The following is a 22,523-nucleotide window of genomic DNA, read 5'->3' as shown; positions in this document are numbered from 1 at the left end:
GAGGCCACCCGATTGGGTGGCCTCTTCACAGGAACGTTCGTGGTCGATTAGACGCGAACGAAGTCCAGGTGCAGCAGCTTGTAACGTACCGGGTGACGCTGGATAGCTTTCACTTTTACGTTAACTTCTTCGCCGTTGATAACCAGAGTCAGTACGGACTCGTAGAATTCCGGCTTTTCTTGGGCCAGGATGAATTTCTTGTGGTCAACGGTGATGGACACGGCTTCTTTACCTGCACCGTAAACGATGGCAGGAACTTGGTCAGCGTGACGCAGGCGGCGGCTCGCACCTTTCCCCAGGTCAGAACGGACTTCAGCTTGGAATACGAAAGACATAGTATGTATCTCTTTTAGATGAATTTATGGTGCAGACTGCGACCGGTCGGCACCTCGCAAAACGAGCGCGAATACTATCACGGGCCCCGAGCAGTGACAAGAGACCTCAGCGTCCCTGTTCCAATCTGGCAAAACGCTGCAATCGCTGGGCCGGACTCAGGGCATCGAAACGGGCCAGCGTCTGCGGCGCCGGGCAGTAGAGGGTATCTCCCGCCTTCACCTTGATGCCCTGACCCCTCAGCGCCTGGTTGTCATCGACTATGGCCAGCAAATAGCTGTAGGTATCCCCCGCTACCCCGGTCACGGTCCCGTTCTGGGCCAGCATGGCAGCGATGCGCCAGAGGGTCTCTCCTGCGGCGACCTGATGACAGACCCGCTTGCCGCCAGCCGCCGGCGCTGCCAGCGTCAGCGTGCTGCTGACAGGCACCATCATCCCCTGCCCATCCCCCTGCGATGACTCAAATTGCGCCAACCGGGTAGCTGGCGTCTGCCAGCTGGCCTGCTGTGACAAGGCAGCCAGCAGGGGTTCCCCTTGCTCATTTGCCTTGGGTTGGCCCGGTGATGGGGGCACGGCAAACTCCGCCATGAAGGGCACGGCTAGGGTCGCCACCTCTTGTGTCGGATGAGGTTGATAGGCCGCCGGGGTAATGGGTGCCAGCCCGTAGGCCGCTTCGTCGATGCGCTGCAATCTTGCCAGATAAGCTTTGGAAAGCTCGGCCTCCCCCTCGAACAGATCGAAGGGAGGCACCAGCCGGGCCGGAAACAACACCTGCCAGCGTCCCTTCTTCTTCTTGAGCTCGAGGGTGGGAAATTGATTACCCCGCCAGGCCACGAACATGGCGGGCGGGGTGCGATGCAGCGGGTAGTACTCCGGGTTCAACTGTACCCAGGTTTGCTCGGCAATGGGTTGATAGCCACTGATGTTGACCATCGCCATCCCTAACCAGAATCCAAGCATCCTTGCTCCTCCGTTAGCGTCCAGGCAGCCGGTAGCGCACCCGCGGCCTTTCTCCTCAGCAGATTAGCACTGGGCGATGGCGTTTAGCACCCGTTTATCGGAGACCGGATAGGGGGTCCCCAGATTCTGGGCAAAGAACGACACCCGCAGCTCCTCGATCATCCAGCGGATGTTGGCCACCTCGGTGGGTACCAGCTGGGATTTGGGGATCTTGGCCAGCAGTGCCTTGTACTCCGATTCCACGCTGTGCACCTTGAGCATGTAGACCCGATCCCGGTTCGGGTCGATGGCCAGCTTCTCCAGGCGCCGCTCGATGGCGCGCAGGTAGCGCAAGAGATCCGGCAGCCGCTGCCAGCCGGTCTCGGTCACGAACCCCTTGTGAATGAGGTTGCTGAGCTGCTGCTGGATGTCGGACATGGCAAAGGCGGTGTCGAGCTGCATCTTTCCCTTGAGCCGCTTCTTGATCTCATGGGAGAGGGTCAGCACGGCTTCCACCTGTTTGGCTACCTCCACTACGGCGTCGTTGAGCTCGGCGCGGACATACTCCTTGAGCGCCTCGAAGCCGGCCTCATCCCAGGCCATACCGCCGTGCTGCTCGATGAGCTTGTCGCAGCCGCAGGCGATGCAGTCATCGATCAGCTCCGCCACCTTGCCAAACGGATTGAAATAGAGCCCCAGCTTGGCCTTGTTGGGCAGCTTCTCCTGCAGATACTTGATGGGAGATGGCACGTTGAGCAGCACCAGCCGGCGCTGACCGGCCCACATCAGCTGCTGTTGCACCACCGGGCTCTCCACCAGCTGGATGGCGACCGAATCCTTCTGATCCACCAGGGCCGGATAAGCCTTCACCTCGAAGCCGCTGCGCTTTTGGCTGTACTCCTTCGGCAGCTCGCCAAAGCTCCACAGGGTGAGGCCGGACTGCTCGATGTCGTCGTCCGCCACTTGTGACAAGGTCTCCTGCACCTTGCCGCGCAGGGACTCTTTCAATGCCTCCAGGTCTTTGCCTTCCGCCACCTTCTTGTGTTTGTCGTCCACCACCCGGAAGGTGAGTTTCAGGTGATCGGGCACCGCAGCCCAGTCCCAGGATTCGCGGGGCACGGCCACACCGGTCATGCGGCGCAGCTGGCGCTCCATCTCGTCCAGCAGCGGCCCCTGTTCGGGGTTGATGCTGGCGAGCAGCGCATCGGCATAGTTGGGGGCCGGTACGAAGTTCTTGCGCATCGGTTTTGGCATCGACTTGATAAGGGCCACCAAGAGCTCGTGACGCAGCCCCGGGATCAACCACTCGAACCCTTTCACCTCCACCTGATTCAGGAGCGGCAGCGGGATGTGCAGGGTCACGCCATCGGCGGCCTCCCCCGGTTCGAACTGGTAAGTCAGTTTGAGCTTGAGGCGTCCCTGCTGCCAGAAGTTGGGGTAGTCGAGATCGCTGATGTGGGCCGCATCCCCCTTCATCAGCATCTCTTTTTCGAAGTTGAGCAGCTCGGCGTCCTGCTTCTGCGCCTCCTTCCACCACTTGTCGAAATGACGGGCGGAGATCACATCCTCCGGTAGGCGGGCGTCGTAGAAGCGGAACAGATCCTCGTCATCCACCAGGATGTCGCGACGGCGCGACTTGTGCTCCAGCGCCTCCACCTCCGCCAGCAGCTTGCGGTTATCGCTGAAGAAGCGGTGGCGGGTCTCGAAATCCCCCTCCACCAGGGCGCGGCGGATAAACAGCTCGCGGCACAGGGCCGGATCGATGCGGCTGAAGTTGATGGTGCGCTCGGCAACCAGGGTCAGGCCATAGAGGGTCACCTTCTCCTTGGCCATGACGGCGCCGTTCTTCTTCGACCAGTGGGGGTCGCTGTGGTGCAGCTTGATGAGGTGGCCCGCCAGCGGCTCCACCCACTCGGGTTCAATCCTGGCGTTGATGCGGGCGTAGAGACGCGAGGTCTCCACCAATTCTGCGGCCATCACCCACTTGGGCGGTTTCTTGAACAGGCCCGAGGCCGGGAACAGGTGGAAACGGCCGTTGCGGGCCCCGAGAAACTCCGGCTTCTCCAGATCCTTGTTGCCAATGTGACTCAAGAGGCCGGTCAGCAGGGCGCAGTGCACCGTCTTGAAATCCGCCGGCTCCTGGTTGGCTTTAAAACCCAGCTCTTTGACCGTCTGACGCAATTGGAAGTGAATGTCCTGCCACTCGCGCACCCGCAGGTAGGAGAGAAACTCCTTCTGGCACATGCGCCGGAACGGGTTGCTACCAAGGGCATCCTGCTGCTCTTTCAGGTAGTTCCACAGGTTCACGAAGGCGAGGAAATCGGACTCCTTGTCTTCAAAGCGTCTGTGCTGCTCGTCGGCGGCCTGCTTCTTCTCCATGGGCCGCTCGCGGGGATCCTGAATGCTGAGGGCGGCGGTGATCACCATCACCTCGCTCAAACAGCCGGTCTGCGCGGCGCTGATCACCATCTTCGCCAGGCGCGGATCAAGGGGGATGCGCGAAAGCTGGCGACCAATTTCGGTCAGCTGCAGCTTGGCTTCGCGATCGCCGGTGGCGGGCAGCTCGCGCACCGCCTCCAGCTCTTTTAAGAGGGTCAGGCCATCCTTGATATGGCGTGACTCCGGCGGCTCGACGAAGGGGAACGCCTCCATGTTGCCAAGGCCGAGCGCCAGCATCTGCAGGATGACGGAAGCCAAGTTGGTGCGCAGGATCTCGGGGTCGGTAAAGGCCGGACGGCCGTTGAAATCCTCCTCGGAGTAGAGGCGGATACAGATACCGTCCGCCACCCGGCCGCAGCGCCCTTTACGCTGGTTGGCGCTGGCCTGGGAGACTGGCTCGATGGGCAGGCGTTGTACCTTGGTACGCCAGGAGTAGCGGCTGATACGGGCCGTGCCCGGATCGATCACGTAACGAATGCCCGGCACGGTCAGCGAGGTCTCCGCCACGTTGGTGGCGAGCACGATGCGCCGCCCGGCGTGGGGCTGGAACACCTTGTTCTGCTCGGCGTTGGAGAGGCGGGCGTAGAGCGGCAGCACCTCGGTATCCCGCAGGTTGAGCTTGCGCAGGGCATCGGCGGTATCGCGGATCTCCCGCTCGCCGTTCATGAAGATGAGGATATCTCCCAGCCCTTCGCGGGCCAGCTCTTCGACCGCATCGAAGATCCCCTGCAGCTCGTCGCGCTCCTCCAGCCCTTCGCTCTTGTCACTGCTTTTTTTATCAACAAACAGCGGGCGGTAGCGCACCTCCACCGGGTAGGTGCGGCCAGACACCTCGATCACCGGCGCCTTGTTGAAGTGGCGGGAGAAACGCTGCGGGTCTATGGTGGCCGAGGTGATGATGACCTTCAGATCGGGGCGCCTCGGCAGCAGTTGCTTCAAGTAACCCAGGATGAAGTCGATGTTGAGGCTGCGCTCGTGGGCCTCATCGATGATGATGGTGTCGTACTGGGTGAGCATCCGGTCGTTCTGGATCTCCGCCAGCAGGATACCGTCGGTCATCAGCTTGATGTGGGTCTGCTCGCTCACCTGATCGGTAAAGCGCACCTTGTAACCCACGTAGTGGCCAAGCTCGGACTCCATCTCCTCGGCGATACGGGCCGCCACGGTACGGGCCGCCAGACGGCGCGGCTGGGTGTGGCCGATAAAGCCCTTCACCCCGCGCCCCAGCGCCAGGCAGATCTTGGGGATCTGGGTGGTTTTGCCCGAGCCGGTTTCGCCGGCGATGATCACCACTTGATGCTCTTCAATGGCTTTGGCGATCTCCGCCTGCTTCTGGCTGACCGGCAGGTTGTCCGGATAGGTGACCCTGGGCACCCCGGCCAGACGGGATTGATAGCGCGCCTCGGCCACATCCAGGTCAGCGGCAATGGTCTCGAGCACGGCGGCCTGCTTGGCTTCCGGCAGCTTCTTGGCCCCGTGCAGACGGCTGGAGAGACGGCGGGCGTCGAGGTTCATGCAGGCAGATAGACGGCGGCGCAGCGCCTCGATAGAGAGAGACAAGGTACGAATTCCTTAAAAGAGTGCCCATCAAGGGCCATATCGATAGCTGGGGGAGATCCTAAAGAGCGAGGCTGGACGGTGCAAGCCTTAAAGCGGCGCCGAGGGGGATGAAGCCTGTATCACAGCGGGCATCGGCATTCCCCATGCGGTAATAAAAGAGCAGGCATGGTGCCTGCTCTGTGCTGCCAACGTGCTGACGAGGTGAAAACAGCGTCCTCAGGCACGAGCCTTGTGTACGAAACAGGTCCCCAGCTGGGCGTGGATGGCCTGCATCACGTCGTGGCGGCTGATGACCCCGAGCAGATGCCCCTCCTCCACGACCGGATAGATCTTGGGCTTTTGTCCCATCATCATCTCGGCCAGCTCGAGGATGCTGGTGTCGGGGCCGACGGCCAGCACCTCCTTGCGCATCACATCCCTGACCTGGGCTACCTGTTCACAGTGATAGGCCTCTTTCAACATGACGGCGATACAGTCCTGCTCGGAGACCCAACCCACCAGGTGGCCCCGTTCGTCCACCACGGGGCCGCCAAGCTGGCGACTGTTGAGAAACTTTTCCACCGCCGCCTGCACCATCATCTCCGCGCTGAAGGTGATGGGACGAGTCTGCATGTAATCCTTTGCCTTGAGTGATTCCATCGTGCGTTCCCCCAACCTGCCTCCCGGGCGGGAGGCGCGAGCCGGGCACTATGTCCGGCTCACTCCAAGCATAGCTCGCATGGATCAGGAGATGGATTGCAGCAACAGCAGCAGCTCGTTCTGGCTGTGGCAGTCGGTCTTCTTGAACACCCCTTTCAGGGTCGAGCGCACGGTTTCCACCTTGACGCCACGCAACTCGGCGATGTCGTTGCTGCTGTAGCCCTTGCTCATCAGCACCAGCAGCTCTTTCTCGCCGATGGTGAGCGGATAGAGGCTGGCCAGCGCTTCAATGTCGGGGTTGAAGGAGTGTTCGGGATCCCGCAGCACCACCTCCACATACCGTTCGAAGCGATTGAGACCGCTCATCAGGGTGCACTGGATCAGCAACGGCCGCAGATTGGGCTGACGAGGAATGGACATATAGGCGCTGGCGCCGGGCAGCAGATAGGCGAAGCCATTCAATATCTCTTTGAACTGGCGCTGTTGCTCCTTATTTTGCAGCGAGAAAATACCATTGCCCGCTCGCAGTTCCACGTTCTCGTCGGCAATACGATTGAAGGCCACGTTGGAATAATGGATATGCCCTTTGTCATCGACGATGGCGCTGGGTTTATTATGGTTTTTTACCAGCTGTTGCAGCTGATAGTTCTGGGTTTCCAGGGCCAGCAAGTTCCAATAATGTTGGCTCCAGGCCGCCAGGCCAGAATAAACTTCGCCAAGGGAAGAAATTTCCTGCGCGCTGAAATCATCCTGCGTCGCCGCACGATAGGTGGACAGGCTGCTCAGCCCCCGCCCCTTCACCCGGCAGACACCGCCGGCCGCAAACTGGGCGCCGAAACTGGCCAGCAAACCCGCCGAATTGGAGAGGCTCTTGGCACTGACGATCCCCTGGCAGCCCTTGTCCAGATAGTGATTGAACCACACATCCTGGCGATGGTGCTGGACATAGAACTGCTGCTGGGCTTCGGTCAAACCACTGGAAAAGAGCTTGATGCCGTCGCTCTTGTCGTCATCCCGCAACAAGAACAGCGACGAGCTGCCTGACACGTCGGAGCGGAACTGATCCACCACCAACTTAATGTCAGAATCATTAATACCGCACTCATATAACTGGCTTATATAGGGCGATACCCTTTCTTTTACTAATGCCTTCACACCCGAACTCCTAATTTCTTATTTTTATTGAAGTGGCATCTTACTCTGCAATGAGAAACGCGAAAAGTAGTCAAATGAACAAAGGTTTTATAACTGATCCATAAATAGTAATGATGAAACGACATAAGAGCGCTCGAAAGCGAAAATCTTAAATCCAAGTTAATGTTTTTTATGATTTTTGTCGCTGATGTTGTACTTGTCTGTGGCAAACAACAGGCTCCGCCGACGCGACAATGGTGCAACAAAGCAGCCCTCTCGTGCCATTTGCTGCGACAAGTTGCCCAGGGGTGCCAATCAACGCGACTATGTCACTCCACAGACCTGGTTATTTTGGGCCTCTCCTCGCCTAAGCGCCTGCCACCTCTCGCCCTCGGCCATGCAGGCCCCCTGCCCGACCGCTCCCTGCGCCCCTGATCATTTCTCAAATCCAACCGACTCCCTTTGCCGCCAACCTCATCGCTTACGCGCTGTCGTCGCCGCTCAAGGTGTTTCATTTTAGTTAATTTTGTGTTTAATTCACTCCTGAAACATTTAATGTATATACAAATAACAACCCAACACACGGACTGACACCCACCGCAAGGAGCAGGTATGGAATCGGACAACCTACTGTTAACCCCCATGAAGCCAGGCGCAGGCATCAAGCTGCTGCTGACCAGCCTGCTGGGCATCGCCATCTTCTTCATTCCGGTCGAGCTGGGGGGGCGCAGCACCATAGTGGTGGATCATCTGGCCGGCCTGGTGATGACCCAACGCCCCCTGGCGACCGGCCTCATCCTGTTGCTGATCGGGTATGGTGCCGTGATGCCCTTGCTCGATGGCCGCTGGCGTGCGCGCCCCATCGACAGGCTATTGAGCCTGTTCAAGCTGCTGGGGCTGGGTGTGGCCTTGATCTATGTCACCGGGATAGGGCCGAACTGGTTGATGACCCCGGATCGACTGCCTTTTCTGTTCGACAAGCTGGCCATGTCGGTGGGCCTCATCGTGCCCATCGGCGCCATGGCCCTCACCTTTTTGCTCGGCTTCGGTCTGCTGGAGCTTATCGGCGTATTGATGCAGCCCGTGATGCGCCCCCTCTGGCGCACGCCAGGCCACTCCGCCATTGATGCCGTGGCCTCGTTCGTCGGCAGCTACTCGGTGGGTCTGCTCATTACCAACCGGGTTTTCCTGACAGGCAAGTACACGGTGCGCGAAGCCGTCATCATCGCCACCGGCTTCTCTACCGTGTCGGCCGCCTTCATGATCATCGTGGCCAAGACCCTTGGCCTGATGGCGCAGTGGAATTTCTACTTCTGGTCCACCCTGATCATCACCTTCATCATCACCGCCATCCTGGCGCGCGTGCCTCCCATCGCCACCATGGCTCATGAAGGCGACACCGACGAACCCTTGCCTGCCGGCCAACGCCGCTGGCAAGCGGCCATGGCTGCCGGGCTCACCCAATCCAGCCAGGCCGAACCCTTGCTGAGCCAACTGCGGGACAACCTCAGGGACGGTCTTCACATGGCTGCCGCCGTGGTGCCGACCATACTGTCGGTCGGCTTGCTGGGCCTGCTGCTGGCCCAGCACACCCCCCTGTTCGATCTGATTGGCTGGCTGCTCTGGCCGCTCACCTGGCTGCTCGATCTGGGAGAGCCGCTGGCTACCGCCAAAGCGCTCTCGGCCGGTCTGGCGGAGATGTTCCTGCCGGCCATCCTGCTCAAGGATGCAGATTTGCTGGTGCGCTATGTCGCGGCCGTGGTCTCGGTCAGCTCGGTGCTCTTTTTCTCGGCCTCCATCCCCTGCATCCTAGCCACCCGGATCCCGGTGAGTGTGGGACAACTGGTGGTGATCTGGCTGCTGCGTACCCTACTTGGTATTGTGCTGGCTGCGCTTTGCGGTCGCCTTGCCATTGCACTCGGCTGGCTGGCGTGAAGACTCGAAGAGGATCGCGCATCAGTACGTTGGCTGAAACACTAAACAGGGAGGCAAGCCTCCCTGTTTATTTAATTTATCGACCCCCTATCCAACACTGAAAATAATACATGGCCAGCCCATTCACGATCATCAAATTGATACCGTCTGAGCATCACCAATAATGAACAACAATGGGTCAGGCACATGATGGCCGCTTGAAAAATTTATAAACAATAGAAATCCATTTAAAAAAATATGGCGAGCGTGACCAAGGCAAGTCTTGAATCAGGCCTGTCATGTCGCCCGCGAGCTCACGGTGACAGCTACGTCAGCCCCGCAGCAGGCCTCAATGCAGCCGTCTTTTAGGTTGACGAACCAACCTGACAGCAGAACAGCAGTACCCCATTTTTATTTTTACAGGCAATATTTGGTAACAACTTCCTCATTATCATTCCCCCATGGCTGTGATACTACAGTTGACTGCCGATCTCTTATTTTTGGTGACACAGATTAAATATGGATATTGTCATGACACATCATCGCCATGCATTTTTCGACAGGGTCGACAGGCAACCGCAATTCATGCGGTCAGGAGGGTCCCATGCTGCCCACTAGACCCGCAGTCGAGACTCATCTCGGTGCCTTGCTTATCATGGTCTTCGTCATCGTGCTGATGGGTCAGTTTGGCCACCAGCTATGGACGCCAGACGAACCTCGCGAAGCCGCCATCGCCTGGGAGATGTTCAACAGCCGTGAGCTGGCCATCCCGACCCTGGCCGGCAGCAGCTTTATCGAAAAACCCCCGCTCTATTACATTCTTGCCATCCCCTTGCTGGCCCTGCTGCACGATACCTTGGGCATTACGGTGACGTTGCGCCTGGTGGGGGCCCTCTGGGCCCTGGGCACACTGCTGTTCACCGGCCTGCTGGCCAAGCGGGTATTGGGTTCAGGCACTGCGGCGCTCTGGTCGGTCATTGCACTGGGAACCATGGAGGGCTTCATCATGAACAGCCACTGGATCCGGGTAGACACCAGCCTCGCCTTTTTCGTCGCCTTCACCATGTGGGCTTTCGCCGAATGGTACCTGGGTGGTCGATCACGGATGCTCTGGTTCGCAGGGTTCGGTCTCTCCCTCTGTTTTCTGGTCAAGGGGCCCATCGGCCCCATCACCCTCTTCTTTGGCTGGCTGGCACTGTTCATCCCGGCATTCAGGCGTCATCTTGCCGCTAATGAGGGAGGCCGTTTCGTGATGCAGCACCTCGGCATGAGCCTGTTGTTCGTCATGCCCATTGCAGGATGGCTGCTGACCCTGTGGCAGCATCCCGAGGGAGACGCACTCTGGCAACAGTGGTTCTGGCAAAATCAGGTGGGCAGGTTGACAGGCAGCTCTGCCGAACTGGGCCACATCAAGTCCGGCGAATACTTCTTCTACCTTGTAGGAATCGCAGAATACACCCTGCCCTGGCTGCCCCTCGTGCTCTATTGGGGCTGGCAAACCATCAGGCAGAAACAGTGGAGCGTCTCCCGCCTGTTCCTGCTCATCTGGACAGTGGGCACCCTGCTGCTGCTCAGCGTGGCCTCCACCAAGCGGACCCTCTACCTCTTTCCGCTGATGCCGGTCTTTGCCCTGATGATCGGGCAACTGAGCCTCAGCTGGCCTCGCTGGCTGAATGGCTATGGCCGTGGCTGGACTCTGTTCATGTTCCTGTTCGCTTTGGCCCTGCTCATGGCCCCTTTCTACCTGCCGCTGTTGCCGGTGGAGATCCCCGACCAGACCCTTGGCGTCATCAGCACCCTCGGCTGGCGTCATGTGCTGGCGGCGGTATTGCTTATTTTCGCGGCTGAACAGTTATGGCGCTGGCGTGAAATTGAGGGAGCCACCCTGCTGGCCAGTGCATCCGGCATCATGTTCTTGCTGGCATTTACCCTGGCCTACCCCGCCATTGATGCCGCCAAAGCGATGAAAGGCGATACGGAGCGTTTCTTGCTGAAGATCCCCATCGAGCAGCGTGCCCGGATTGCCGGCTGGAACTTTGGTGAAACCGAGCGGGGACTCTTTTCGGTGTACGGCGACTGGCAGATCAAAAACGTCGACACGGCGCGGCTTCATGACATCTTGACTTGCCGTGACCCCATCTTCACCAGCCTGCTCATCAATCAGGACGACAAGAACTTCCAGTTGGCCAGCTTGCTGGCCGGGCATACCTACCGGTTGCTGGCCACGGGGCACCCCAGAGTGGACAGAGATGCCCGCGCCATCTACTGGGTCAAGGGGCGCTGCGACCATTGATGAATTGCACGGGGATAGACCCCATCGGAGAAAGGCCATTGAGATAGACGCTGGCTCAAGGTGGCCAGTCAATTTGCCAACGCCGGCTGAACAGCCTGCTCCTGCATCACCAGATCAGGCCGCATAAAGCAAAGAAGCCAGGACTGTCGCACTCCTGGCTTCTTTGCTTTTTACGCGCTTATCAGTGTTCAACGCCTGTCAACATGACGCGCCTGCACGATATTCCCTTGCCAATGTCCTTCAAATAAGAGTCGCAGCCGAAAACCCGGCCATGATTGCTTGCCCGGACTATCAACATGACCGGCTTTTTAATGAAGAGCTCCCACCGCCATCAATTCGATTCAATCAGGCGCCCTCGGTTCACGCTATAGACATTGAGCATGCAATAAAGAGTCGTGATCAGATGGCCTGCGATAAGGCGCAGACTCTTCCCCCACTCATCCATGGCCAGGCTGAGGCAAGGCGCCGGTTCGACGCTCAACTATCATCTATGTCTCCACGATTTGATCATACTGACAGGCAGCCAGAGATGGCGCGCATGTCTGTACGCCGGTGCTCTCGTGTGCAAGGAGATCACGGGTTGTTCGAGCAGAAATTGTCGTATGAAAGCTGATCTTCAATCGTCATTGCCGATGAATGTCAGAGTTTTAACCTTATGTTCAGTAACGCTATTTCAGAGTTAGATTGATCTTAGGAACGAAGAGCACTGTTTCACCGTCATAACGTTAATAAGAGGACATAGTGAATGGACAAACACACTCATGGGGCCGGTCAGTGCCCTTTTGCACACGGAGCCAATACTTCCGCCGGCCAGGAGCCTCAAGTTTGGTGGCCCAATGCCCTCAACCTCGACATCCTGCACCAACATGACCGCAAGACCAATCCGATGGATGAGTCTTTCAATTATGCTGATGCCTTCAGCAGCCTCGATTACGATGCCCTCAAGGCCGATCTGCATGCTCTGATGACCGACAGTCAGCCCTGGTGGCCGGCCGACTGGGGCCACTACGGCGGCCTGATGATCCGCATGGCCTGGCACTCCGCAGGCAGCTATCGTGCCACCGACGGCCGTGGCGGTGCCAACACCGGCAACCAGCGCTTCGCCCCCCTCAACAGCTGGCCAGACAACGGCAACCTCGACAAGGCGCGCCGCCTGCTGTGGCCCATCAAACAGAAATACGGCAACAAGATCTCCTGGGCCGACCTGATGATCCTGGCCGGCAACGTCGCTTATGAATCCATGGGGCTCAAGACCTTCGGTTTTGCCGGTGGCCGCGAGGACATCTGGCATCCGGAAAAAGATGTCTACTGGGGCTCCGAGAAGGAGTGGCTGGCGCCGAGCGGCAGTGAAGGGAGCCGTTACAGTGGTGAACGGGATTTGGAGAACCCGCTGGCCGCGGTGATGATGGGGCTTATTTACGTCAACCCGGAAGGGGTGGATGGCAACCCTGATCCCTTGAAAACCGCCCACGACATGCGCGTCACCTTTGCCCGCATGGGGATGAATGACGAAGAGACCGTCGCCCTCACCGCAGGTGGCCACACCGTCGGCAAGGCCCACGGTAACGGCAGCGCTGTCAAATTGGGGCCCGCCCCAGAAGGGGCGGATGTGCATGAACAGGGGCTTGGCTGGATCAACCACGAGAGCCGCGGCATCGGTCGCGATACGGTCACCAGCGGGATCGAGGGCGCCTGGACCAGCAATCCGACTCGCTGGGACAACGGCTACTTCAAGATGCTGCTGGGTCATGACTGGTGGCTCAAGAAGAGCCCGGCCGGCGCCTGGCAGTGGGAGCCCGTTGCCATCAAGGAGGAAGATCGCCCGGTGGACGTGGAAGACCCCTCCCTGCGCTGCAACCCCATCATGACGGACGCAGACATGGCACTGCGCTTTGACCCCGTCTACCGGGAGATCTCCGAGCGCTTCGCAGCGGATCAAGACCTCTTCTCCGACGCCTTTGCCCGCGCCTGGTTCAAGCTGACCCACCGTGACATGGGGCCGCGCAGCCGCTACCTGGGGCCAGAAGTGCCGAGCGAAGTCATGGTGTGGCAGGATCCGGTGCCGGCGGTGAATTACCAGCTCTCCGAGCAGGAGGTGAGCGAGCTCAAGGGCAAGCTGCTGGCCTGCGGCGTGGCGCCAGCCGATTTGATCGCCACCGCCTGGGACAGTGCCCGCACCTTCCGCGGCTCCGATTATCGCGGCGGAGCCAACGGTGCTCGTATTCGTCTTGCGCCGATGAAGGAGTGGGAAGGCAACGAACCGACTCGCCTCGAGAAGGTGCTCAACGCCCTGACTGCCCTGCAAGCCACCCTGAACAAGCCGGTCAGCATCGCCGACCTGATTGTGCTGGGCGGCAGCGCAGCGGTAGAGCAGGCGGCCAAGCTGGCCGGCGTTGATATCGTCGTCCCCTTTGCACCGGGCCGCGGCGATGCCAGTGCCGATCAGACCGATGCCGAGTCGTTTGCCTTCCTGGAGCCGGTGCACGATGGTTTCCGCAACTGGCAGAAGGGACACTACAAGGTGCAGCCGGAAGAGATGCTGCTCGACCGCGCCCAGCTGCTGGGGCTCACCGCCCGCGAGATGACAGTGCTGGTCGGCGGTATGCGGGTGCTTGGCACCAACTATGGCGGCTCGGCCCATGGCGTCTTTACCGACCGGGTCGGGGTGCTCAGCAACGACTTCTTCGTCAACCTGACCGACATGGCCTATAGCTGGCAGCCGACTGGCCGCAACAGCTACCAGATCGTGGATCGTCAGAGCGGCGCAGTGAAGTGGACCGCCACCCGGGTTGACCTGGTGTTTGGCTCCAACTCGGTGCTGCGTGCCTACGCCGAGGTCTATGCCCAGCAAGATGGCAAGGAGAAGTTCGTGCGCGACTTCGTCAAGGCCTGGGTCAAGGTGATGAACAACGACCGCTTTGACCTGAAATAATCCGCCAGGTCCGTAGAAATAACGCCAGCCGCGAGGCTGGCGTTCTTTTTTGTCGGCACGCGCCGCCAGCGGCGGTGCATCAGCCCCCTCACGAACGAGGTACAGGCAAGTGAAGCAAGAGGGGGCGGAAGGGATACAAGCAGAGAATACAGGCCTTGCACCGATTCGATGTGGTGCGCGACGTGACAGACGTGGACCCCTACTCATAAAAACGCAGCTGACACGGGGAAAGTGTCAGCTGCGTCATGACTACTCGCGATGCATCCGGATGGTGAAGGCATTTGAATCGCTGCACAAGCCACTGGCTGACAACGGGAGGAAATCACCTGCCCCATCCTGGCCCATGGGTCGGCAACGACGCTCCAGCGTTACCGGAGAGAGTTGACCGGGAAGTCGGGGCAAGTGCCCCATCACGACCGACGGGCAGACCATCACGCGCAGCCTATTGCTGCGACTGGAAATGAGTCCTTAAAAGGGCATCTTGAAGCCGGGAGGCAGTTGCATGCCGCCGGTCAGCTCGCCCATCTTGGCCTTGTTCTGCTCTTCGACGCGACGCACGGCATCGTTGACGGCCGCAGCCACCAGATCTTCCAGCATCTCTTTGTCATCTTCCATCAGGCTCGGGTCGATTTCGATGCGACGCACACTGTGGCTGCCGGCCATGGTGACCTTGACCATGCCAGCGCCGGCTTCACCGACTACTTCCATCTGGGCAAGCTGCTCTTGCATCTTCTGCATGCGCTCTTGCATCTGTTGGGCCTGTTTCATCAGGTTCCCCATTCCACCTTTACCAAACATATGTCGTCTCTCGTCTTGAAATCCGGCATCCAGCGCCGGGCCGTGGGTTTACCCGTCCTAAGTGGGGACGGCCAAACCGTTTTTCAACCGGGCACCAGGCCCGGATGGTGTGATCAGTTGCTCAGCGGCTCTATGCTGTCGTGGTGCAGCATGGCGCCAAACCGCTGTTGCAAGAATTGCACGTTGGGATCCTGCTCCAGATCCCGGGTGACCTGCTCCCGCACCCCGAGGTAGAGGCGGTGCTCAATCTCGAGCGGGGTTTCCCGCTCGGGCACCACGCCCAGGGTGACGTTCACCTGTACCGCAAGCCCCAGTTCGGGGCCGATGATCTCGGCCAGATCGGCGCGCGCCCTGTCGCTCACCAGATGGCGCTGCTCGGGTTTGAGAGTCAGCAGCACCTTGTCGCCCTGCTGCTCCATCACCGAATTGATGGCCAGCTGGCGCAGGCGGCCGCCCACACCGGTGCGGGCAATCAGTTCGGCCCAATGGTCGCCGCAATTGGCCAGCAGCGAAGAGGGGATCAATCTGGCCGCCTCCTCACTCCCCTGCGGCTGGTTGTCGCTCTCCAGCTCGTTCCAGTCGATGGTTTCCATGACCGAGGCGGCTGGCTCGCTGATGGTCTCCTCAGGGGGCGTTGCAACGGTGGCCGGGGCACTCGGTGCAGCAACCGTCTGCCGGCCGGCACTGCCATCCAGATCCCAGGGCGGCAGATCATCCGCCTGGGGACGCGCGGCAGGCGCTGGCTGCATCACCTGGGTGGTTCGCTCCGGCAAGGGGGCACTGGCGAACGCATCGTTGAAACCCTGATTCAAATACTCTTCGTAGTCGCTGCCGCTCTCTTCATAGGCATCGAGCGGCGGCAACTCATCGTAACCTGACTGGACCGCCTGGGCAGGTGCCTGCACCCGGGGGGCACTCGGGGAGTGGGGCGCCGAGGGCGGCATGGCCGCAGCCGGTGCCACCGGTGCCGGTTTGGCGGTCGCCATCGGCTTGACCGGTGTCGCCCGGGCTGGCGCCGCACTGCCGCTCGGCTCGCCGCGCAGGCGGCTTCGCAGCAGATTGCGCTTGCCCAGCAGGCTCTGCATGCTGGCCACCGTTGAAGAGACACTCCCCTCCCCGCTGTCAGCCACTTCGTCAGCCACATTCGTTGGTACGGCGCCTTGTACGGAGGACGCGGGCTCGGCTGCGGCAGGCTGAGCCGTGGGCGCAATAGGTTCGGGCGCAGCCTCATAGCCCATCTGCTCGGCTTCACGCAGCAACTCCGCCTGCTCGGCAAAGAGCGGATCCAGCGCGGCGCCGCCTTCCGGCTCCGCCATGTCAGCCAACTGTGAGTGAGGCTGGGCGGCCTGTCCGGCCTCCTGCGTCCCTTGGTGTTCGGCTGGTGCAGAAGAAGTAACCGGCGCAGGCGAAATCGCGGCGTCGGCTGACGGAGCCTGCGGCATCATGCCGGTGGCCAGGGGTGGCTCAACCCCCTCGGGCTTTCCCAAGGCGGGGGCTGGGCTCCTCGCACCGGCGGCGGGCAGGCCACCGAGTGCCGGAGGCAGCGCCGTCAGGCTGGCGGGGTGCAACACCTCGCGCCGGGGCGAGAAGGCCAGCATCCGCAGGCAGGTCATCTCCAGTGCGGTGCGGCCATCGGGGGCCCAGGGCAGATCCTTGCGGCCACCCAGCACGATCTGATAGCAGAGCTGCACCTCTTCCGGGCTCATGGCCTGGGCCAGTTGCAGCAGGGCATCGGCATCCGCCCCCTGCTCCTGCACGGTGGCGGGCAACAGCTGCGCCATGGCGATGCGATGGAGCAGCCCTTCCAGCTCGGCATGGAGCTGATCAAAGTCGGGCCCCAGGGTCGCTATCTCGGTGATCTTGGCCATGGTGGCGGGTGCATCCTGGCGCAGCACAGCTTCCAGCAGTTGATGCAGATGGCGGTGATCCAGGGTCCCCAGCATGGCCAGCACGCTGTCGGTGCGCACGCTGCCATTGCCGTGGGCCAGCGCCTGATCGGTCAGGCTCAGGGCATCGCGCATGCTACCGTCTGCCGCCTTGGCCAGGGCCAGCAATGCGCGCGGCTCGAAGGGTTGTCCCTCCTGATCCAGCACCCATTCAAGCTGCTTGGCGATCTGGGTCTGATCCAGGCTCTTCAGATGAAACTGCAGGCAGCGCGACAAAATGGTGATGGGCAGCTTCTGTGGATCCGTGGTGGCCAGCAGGAACTTCACATAGGGGGGCGGCTCTTCCAGGGTTTTCAGCAGCGCGTTGAAGCTGTGGCGCGACAACATGTGCACTTCGTCGATGAGATAGACCTTGAAACGGCCACGGGCCGGTCGGTACTGGACGTTGTCGAGCAGCTCGCGGGTATCTTCCACCTTGGTGCGCGACGCCGCGTCTATCTCCAGCAGATCGACGAAGTTGCCCTGATCGATCTCGCGGCAGGTGTCGCACACGCCGCACGGATGACTGCTGATCCCCTGCTCGCAGTTGAGACTCTTGGCCAGGATGCGCGCGATGGTGGTCTTGCCGACTCCGCGAGTACCGCTCAGCAGATAGGCGTGATGCAGCCGTCCCTGATCCAGGGCGTTGGTCAAGGCGGTCAGCACATGATGCTGGCCTACCACTTGTTCAAACGTATGGGGGCGCCATTTACGCGCCAGAACCTGATAGCTCATAGATCTCGATGCAGGGATGACAAGGCATTGAGGCTGGATGCTAACACAAATGCGGGGCGGGCTGTATCGGCTATCGGCCGAGGCGGGAGGGATCGCTTGAATTTCAAACCGATGCCCGCTCGGGCACCGGTTTGGACGCAGGCAACGGACTGACGAGGCCCGTCTGCGTGATCGGACTGGCGGCTTATTCGCCCGGCAGTTCGACCAGGGAGACCACCTTGACGCCGGCGGCGGTCAGGCGGGCATCACCACCCAGCGACGGCAGGGAGATGATGAAGGCGGCATCGGCCACTTCACCGCCAGCGCGGCGGATCAGCTTGACGGTGGCATCGACGGTGCCGCCGGTAGCCAGCAGATCGTCTACCACCAGCACCTTGTCACCGGGCACGATGGCGTCGGTGTGCAGTTGCAGGGTGTCGGTGCCATATTCGAGGGCGTAGGACTCCTCGATGACGGCGCGGGGCAGCTTGCCCGGCTTGCGAACCGGCACGAAGCCCAGACCCATGGCGAAGGCTACCGGCGCGCCGAAGATGAAGCCGCGCGCTTCGGTACCGACAATCTTGGTGATCCCTTGATCACGATAGTGATTGGCCAGCAGATCAATGGTGGCCTTGAAGGCCTCGGCATTCTCGATCAGGCTGGTGATGTCGCGAAACAGAATGCCCGGCTTCGGATAGTCGGGAATGGTCTTGATGCTCGCTTCGATAAATTTCAGGGTTTCCGGATTCATGGTTTGACCGTTTGTTTTTCGACGCAGATGGTCGTTTCTCTCAGCTTCCCGCCAGCGGGAAATAAAAAGGCCCGTCACGCAAAAATGACGGGCCGACTCCATAGCATTATTGCCGCAATAGCTTAGGGACTTCACTTCTCCATTGCAACTGGCTCCAGCACCGGCAGCCGCATTAACCAGGTGAGCAGGATCACCATTATGGCAATGAGCAGCAGCCTGACCCACAGCAGGGGCACCACCGCCAGCGACACCGAGAAGGAGAGCAGAATAAAGAAAATAGCGCGCCGCCTGGCATGGCGGCGAATGCCGCGATACTGCTGCCAGTCAGCAATGGGAGGCCCGAACCAAGGATGGCTTAGCAGCCAGCGATGAAAGCGGGGAGACGAGCGGGCAAACAGCGCCGCCGCCAGCAGCATGAAGGGGGTGGTCGGCAGCAGGGGCAGGCCTATCCCGACTATCCCGGTGGCGAAGGCAAGCCAGCCCAGGGCCATCAGACACCAGCGTTTCATGGGTACTCCTCTGAATGTATCTCTGCCTTTAGCCTAACAGAGTTGGCCTGGAAGCTGACAGCCTGGCCCAGGCGGTGGCCGTCGATTGGGTTCATCGAGTGGGCAAACGGCTGACAATCCCGGCCATTGCCACTACAATCTGCGCTCTTTTTTCTCTGTTTGCCCTGCGGAACCGGTTATGCGCGTTATTTTGGCCCCCATGCAGGGGGTACTGGATCACTTGATGCGGGAGGTGCTCACCTCCGTCAACGACTACGACCTCTGTGTCAGCGAATTCATCCGGGTGGTCGATCAGCTGCTGCCGGCCAAGGTGTTCCATCGCCTCTGTCCCGAGCTCAAGCAGGACGGCAAGACCCGGGCCGGCACGCCGGTGCGGGTACAGCTGCTGGGCCAACACCCAGAATGGCTGGCCGAAAACGCGCTGCGGGCCATCGAGCTTGGCTCCCCCGGCGTCGATCTCAACTTTGGCTGCCCCGCCCCCACGGTCAACAAGAGCAAGGGAGGGGCCGTGCTGCTCAAGGAGCCCGAGACCATCTATCGCATCGTCAAGGCAGTGCGCGAAGCGGTGCCGGCCCATCTGCCGGTGAGCGCCAAGATCCGCCTCGGCTACGATGACAAGGATCTCTATCTGGAGAACGCCCAGGCGGTTCATCAGGCCGGGGCCAACGAGCTGGCCGTGCACGCCCGCACCAAGCGCGAAGGCTACAAGGCGCCGGCTCACTGGGAGTATGTGGACGCCATTCGCCGTGCCCTGCCCATCCCGGTCACCGCCAACGGCGAGATCTGGAACCATGCCGATGCCCTCGCCTGCGCCCAAGTGTCCGGCTGCGATGCCCTGATGGTGGGCCGCGGCGCCATCTCGTTGCCCAACCTGGCCAACGTGATGAAGAGCGGCTGTGCCCACATGAGCTGGGCCGAGGTGCTGCAGTTGATGGTGAACTACACCGAACAGGACCTAACGAGCGAGAAGGCCGACTACTACCCGAGTCGCATCAAGCAATGGTTCAGCTACCTCAAGCGGGAGTATCCCGAGGCAGACCAGCTGTTTCAGGAAATCCGGGTACTCAAGGAGACCCATCCCATTCGGGACGCCCTGCTGCAGGCCGCGAAAACTGTGATCTAACCGTTCTTTACTTGACGCATATCATCTTGATAATCCTGTCGCTTCCCTATACTGCCCACAATTTGTTATTCGTCCGTTGGGGGCTAGTGTGTGTGAAATGACGCAAGCTCAGTTGGCCGTGTGGCGTGATCGCCTGCTGACTGACTGGGCGCAAGTAAGAGAAGAGCTGATCTGTCAGCTCAAAGCCTGTCGGCGTGACGAGTGGGCGGAGCAGGTGGATCACTGCGAGCGGGATCAGCTGGTCGATCTCACCAGCCGCCTCGACTTGCCCAAGGTGGAGCAGAGCGTGGCCCGGCTCAAGCGGATCGATGCGGCGCTTTGCCAGATGGATCTGGGCCTCTATGGCCTCTGCTCCGACTGCGAGGAGCCGCTGGCCATCGAATCGCTGGAGCAGGACCCGACCCTGCAACGTTGCCCGCGCTGCGAAGCCCGCTATCGCAAGGGATTCCACGCCCACGAGCTCTGAGGGATGCACCTTCGTGCATCCTTTCCCCCGGGCTGGTCAGCCCGACATTTCTATTCAATAATCAACAACAACCACGCTGAACAGGGATAGCTCCGTGTACAGAGTCTTGTTGTTATGGTGTTTGTGCACCGCCGCCTGGGCGCAGGAGTCACTGCAGGTGGGCTGGGCCAGCTGGCACCCGTTCAGCTTTCGCGACGAACAGCAGCAGCTACAGGGGCTGGACATCGACCTGCTGCAAGCCATCTTCAGCCGGGCCGGCTTTAGCGCCAGCTACAGCGAGATGCCCTGGGCCCGCGTACTGCGCGAGCTGGAGTTCGGCACCATCCAGCTCACCATGTCCGCCAACCAGACCGCCGAGCGCGAGCGGTACGCCCGCTTCAGCCTGCCCTATCGCAACGAAGAGACAGTGCTGCTGGTGCGCCGTCAGGACAGGGCGCGCTGGCAAGGGATCACCCAGCTCTCGGACCTGCTGCCACGGCAGGATTTCACCATAGGGATGATGCGTGATTTTGATTACGGCACCGATTTTCGCACCTTCATGCAATCGCCCCAGATGCAGGATCGGCTGCTGGCCCGCCTGCGGATGGAGCCCTTGCTCAAGCTGCTGCTGGCCGGCCGCATTCAGGGGGTGGTCATCGATCCCATGGGGCTGCAGGAGATAAGCCTGGCCGGTATCCCGCTTGATGACCTCACCCCCCTGCTCAATATCCAGCGCACACCGGTGCATCTGATGCTGAGTCGGCGCACCACCACGCCAGCCCAGCTGCACCGGCTGGACGAGGCCATCCAGGCGCTGCTCACCAGCCCGGAATACACCCAGATCCTGGCCCGCTATCGTTATCAGTTGCCGCCCATCAAATGAAAAAAAACGGGCCCAGTGGGCCCGTTCTCTTGTGTACTCGCTCATTGGGCCAACAGATGGCCAACCAGCTCAAAGCGCCAGCCCTGCAGCAGCATGGGCTTGTCGGCTCGGGCCCGCTCTTCGTCGCTCATGCGCCAGCTCCAGGTGAAGTACTGGTGAATGATCTTCTTGCTGGCTACCAGTTCGGGCGGAATATTGCTGGCCTTGGCCTTCTCTTCCACCATCCCCTTGATGCGCTTGAGCTCGGCCTTGTATTGGGGGTAATCCACCAGCCGGCGAATGGGCTCGGGCCAGCCGGCAGGATCGCTCTGCTGAGCGGCGGCCACGATGTCCAGCATCCGCTTGCCGTGGATCTTGATCTCGATGGGGGCCAGCCCCAGCTCGTTGAGATCCCGCAGGGAGGTGGGCTTGCGCTCCGCCACCTTGAACAGGTGCAGCTCCTTGACCACGAAGTTGAGGGCCAGATCCCGGCGCACCGCCTCCTGCTGACGCCAGGCGGCCAGCTCGCGCAGTATCGCCAGCTCGCGGCGCCCCAACTGCCAGGCGTTGACGATGTCGAGATAGGCCTGACGGGGATCGCTGCTCTGGGTCTTGCGGGCGGAGTGGTTCTGGCACTCCTGCTCGAACCAGGCGAACTTGCCGCTTTCACGCAGCGCCGCCATCACCTTGTCGTAGAGAGGCAGCAGATAGAAGACGTCGGCCGCCGCATATTCGAGCTGACGGGGGGTGAGCGGACGCGCCAGCCAGTCGGTGCGCGCCTGATCCTTTTCCAGGGTCACGCCGAGAAACTCGTTGACCAGGGCGCCGAAGCCCACCGAGACCCCGTGGCCCAGAAAGGCTGCCGCCAGCTGGGTGTCGTGCATCTGGTTGGGCAGATGACCCGCCTGATGCTGGATAAGCTCCAGATCTTCGCCGGAGGCGTGCAAAATGGCGATCTGCCCTGCCCGACCGAGTCGCTGCCAGAGGGAGGAGAGATCCAGCGTCAAGGGATCCAGCAGTGCCAGCTGGTGGCCGTCATAGATCTGGAACAGGCCCAGCTGGGGGTAATAGGTACGGGTGCGGACGAATTCAGTATCGATGGCCAGGGGAACGTCGGCCAGGGAGGCGAGATACTGATCCAGTTCGGCTTGCTGTGAAATGAGTTGATAATGCATCTGTGCCTGCGCGTTGATCAGGGCCAAAAGAAAAAACC

The 22,523-nt window shown here is 60.6% G+C and carries 16 protein-coding genes; 6 read left to right on the top strand and 10 right to left on the bottom strand.

The window, feature by feature from the left end; genetic code table 11:
• Positions 1–47 precede the first annotated feature (47 nt).
• From rplY to PG897_RS01540, 5 genes are all read right to left on the bottom strand, one after another.
• A complete protein-coding gene (rplY, locus tag PG897_RS01560) occupies positions 48–335 on the bottom strand; it encodes a 50S ribosomal protein L25 (protein WP_005301003.1) in 288 nt (95 codons plus the stop codon).
• A 106-nt stretch (positions 336–441) separates the two neighbouring features.
• Positions 442–1,293, bottom strand: a complete 852-nt coding sequence (locus PG897_RS01555; RefSeq protein WP_201880605.1) for a hypothetical protein — start codon at positions 1,291–1,293, stop codon at positions 442–444.
• Between the two features lie 63 nt (positions 1,294–1,356).
• Complete coding sequence (gene hrpA, locus PG897_RS01550; protein ID WP_201880608.1) at positions 1,357–5,271, bottom strand: ATP-dependent RNA helicase HrpA; 3,915 nt, start codon at positions 5,269–5,271, stop codon at positions 1,357–1,359.
• Positions 5,272–5,487: 216 nt separating this feature from the next.
• Positions 5,488–5,910, bottom strand: a complete 423-nt coding sequence (locus PG897_RS01545) for a CBS domain-containing protein (protein WP_005301012.1) — start codon at positions 5,908–5,910, stop codon at positions 5,488–5,490.
• A gap of 84 nt (positions 5,911–5,994) precedes the next feature.
• On the bottom strand, positions 5,995–7,065 hold the full coding sequence (locus PG897_RS01540) for a helix-turn-helix transcriptional regulator (RefSeq protein ID WP_043171359.1): 1,071 nt from the start codon (positions 7,063–7,065) through the stop codon (positions 5,995–5,997).
• Positions 7,066–7,656: 591 nt separating this feature from the next.
• Between PG897_RS01540 and PG897_RS01535 the strand changes: the two genes are divergently transcribed.
• The 3 genes from PG897_RS01535 (at position 7,657) to katG (ending at position 14,183) form a co-directional block, all read left to right on the top strand.
• Entirely contained in the window at positions 7,657–8,979 is a 1,323-nt protein-coding gene (locus tag PG897_RS01535; RefSeq protein WP_043171360.1) for a YjiH family protein, read from the top strand.
• Between the two features lie 583 nt (positions 8,980–9,562).
• The gene (locus tag PG897_RS01530) at positions 9,563–11,251 is read left to right on the top strand and encodes an ArnT family glycosyltransferase (protein WP_043171361.1); all 1,689 of its coding nucleotides are present in this window, start codon (positions 9,563–9,565) and stop codon (positions 11,249–11,251) included.
• Positions 11,252–11,996: 745 nt separating this feature from the next.
• Positions 11,997–14,183 (top strand): catalase/peroxidase HPI, encoded by a 2,187-nt coding sequence (gene katG, locus PG897_RS01525; RefSeq protein WP_043171363.1) that lies wholly within the window; start codon positions 11,997–11,999, stop codon positions 14,181–14,183.
• A 468-nt stretch (positions 14,184–14,651) separates the two neighbouring features.
• Here the strand turns inward: katG and PG897_RS01520 are convergent, their stop codons facing one another.
• From PG897_RS01520 to PG897_RS01505, 4 genes are all read right to left on the bottom strand, one after another.
• On the bottom strand, positions 14,652–14,981 hold the full coding sequence (locus PG897_RS01520) for a YbaB/EbfC family nucleoid-associated protein (RefSeq protein ID WP_005301028.1): 330 nt from the start codon (positions 14,979–14,981) through the stop codon (positions 14,652–14,654).
• 113 nt (positions 14,982–15,094) lie between these two features.
• Positions 15,095–17,641, bottom strand: coding sequence for a DNA polymerase III subunit gamma/tau (gene dnaX, locus PG897_RS01515; RefSeq protein WP_201880610.1), 2,547 nt, complete (start codon positions 17,639–17,641; stop codon positions 15,095–15,097).
• A 184-nt stretch (positions 17,642–17,825) separates the two neighbouring features.
• Positions 17,826–18,371 carry an adenine phosphoribosyltransferase gene (gene apt / locus PG897_RS01510; RefSeq protein WP_005301034.1) on the bottom strand — a complete coding sequence of 182 codons (546 nt, stop codon included), beginning with the start codon at positions 18,369–18,371 and terminating at the stop codon, positions 17,826–17,828.
• A 131-nt stretch (positions 18,372–18,502) separates the two neighbouring features.
• Positions 18,503–18,880: a YbaN family protein gene (locus PG897_RS01505; protein WP_043171367.1), complete on the bottom strand. Its 378-nt coding sequence runs from the start codon at positions 18,878–18,880 to the stop codon at positions 18,503–18,505.
• A gap of 178 nt (positions 18,881–19,058) precedes the next feature.
• Here PG897_RS01505 and dusC point away from each other — a divergent pair, with 178 nt between their 5' ends.
• The 3 genes from dusC to PG897_RS01490 all read left to right on the top strand — a co-directional run bounded on the left by dusC (position 19,059) and on the right by PG897_RS01490 (position 21,331).
• Positions 19,059–20,003, top strand: a complete 945-nt coding sequence (dusC, locus tag PG897_RS01500) for a tRNA dihydrouridine(16) synthase DusC (RefSeq protein ID WP_201880613.1) — start codon at positions 19,059–19,061, stop codon at positions 20,001–20,003.
• Between the two features lie 97 nt (positions 20,004–20,100).
• Positions 20,101–20,469: a TraR/DksA family transcriptional regulator gene (locus PG897_RS01495; protein ID WP_043171370.1), complete on the top strand. Its 369-nt coding sequence runs from the start codon at positions 20,101–20,103 to the stop codon at positions 20,467–20,469.
• Between the two features lie 94 nt (positions 20,470–20,563).
• Positions 20,564–21,331, top strand: coding sequence for a substrate-binding periplasmic protein (locus PG897_RS01490; RefSeq protein ID WP_043171371.1), 768 nt, complete (start codon positions 20,564–20,566; stop codon positions 21,329–21,331).
• A 41-nt stretch (positions 21,332–21,372) separates the two neighbouring features.
• On the opposite strand, the gene rnd is transcribed toward PG897_RS01490, so the two are convergent.
• Positions 21,373–22,485 (bottom strand): ribonuclease D, encoded by a 1,113-nt coding sequence (gene rnd / locus PG897_RS01485; protein ID WP_181969393.1) that lies wholly within the window; start codon positions 22,483–22,485, stop codon positions 21,373–21,375.
• Positions 22,486–22,523 lie beyond the last annotated feature (38 nt).

This window comes from Aeromonas sp. QDB20, from assembly GCF_027707805.1.
In the GTDB taxonomy this organism is placed as follows: domain Bacteria; phylum Pseudomonadota; class Gammaproteobacteria; order Enterobacterales; family Aeromonadaceae; genus Aeromonas; species Aeromonas dhakensis.
This window is presented reverse-complemented; position numbering and strand designations above follow the sequence as displayed.

Bases quoted from the DNA above. Each gene is read 5' to 3' on its own strand.
- rplY (WP_005301003.1), bottom strand. From the start codon at position 335: ATGTCTTTCGTATTCCAAGCTGAAGTCCGTTCTGACCTGGGGAAAGGT.
- PG897_RS01555 (WP_201880605.1), bottom strand. From the start codon at position 1,293: ATGCTTGGATTCTGGTTAGGGATGGCGATGGTCAACATCAGTGGCTAT.
- PG897_RS01545 (WP_005301012.1), bottom strand. From the start codon at position 5,910: ATGGAATCACTCAAGGCAAAGGATTACATGCAGACTCGTCCCATCACC.
- PG897_RS01535 (WP_043171360.1), top strand. From the start codon at position 7,657: ATGGAATCGGACAACCTACTGTTAACCCCCATGAAGCCAGGCGCAGGC.
- PG897_RS01530 (WP_043171361.1), top strand. From the start codon at position 9,563: ATGCTGCCCACTAGACCCGCAGTCGAGACTCATCTCGGTGCCTTGCTT.
- katG (WP_043171363.1), top strand. From the start codon at position 11,997: ATGGACAAACACACTCATGGGGCCGGTCAGTGCCCTTTTGCACACGGA.
- PG897_RS01520 (WP_005301028.1), bottom strand. From the start codon at position 14,981: ATGTTTGGTAAAGGTGGAATGGGGAACCTGATGAAACAGGCCCAACAG.
- dnaX (WP_201880610.1), bottom strand. From the start codon at position 17,641: ATGAGCTATCAGGTTCTGGCGCGTAAATGGCGCCCCCATACGTTTGAA.
- apt (WP_005301034.1), bottom strand. From the start codon at position 18,371: ATGAATCCGGAAACCCTGAAATTTATCGAAGCGAGCATCAAGACCATT.
- PG897_RS01505 (WP_043171367.1), bottom strand. From the start codon at position 18,880: ATGAAACGCTGGTGTCTGATGGCCCTGGGCTGGCTTGCCTTCGCCACC.
- dusC (WP_201880613.1), top strand. From the start codon at position 19,059: ATGCGCGTTATTTTGGCCCCCATGCAGGGGGTACTGGATCACTTGATG.
- PG897_RS01495 (WP_043171370.1), top strand. From the start codon at position 20,101: ATGACGCAAGCTCAGTTGGCCGTGTGGCGTGATCGCCTGCTGACTGAC.
- rnd (WP_181969393.1), bottom strand. From the start codon at position 22,485: ATGCATTATCAACTCATTTCACAGCAAGCCGAACTGGATCAGTATCTC.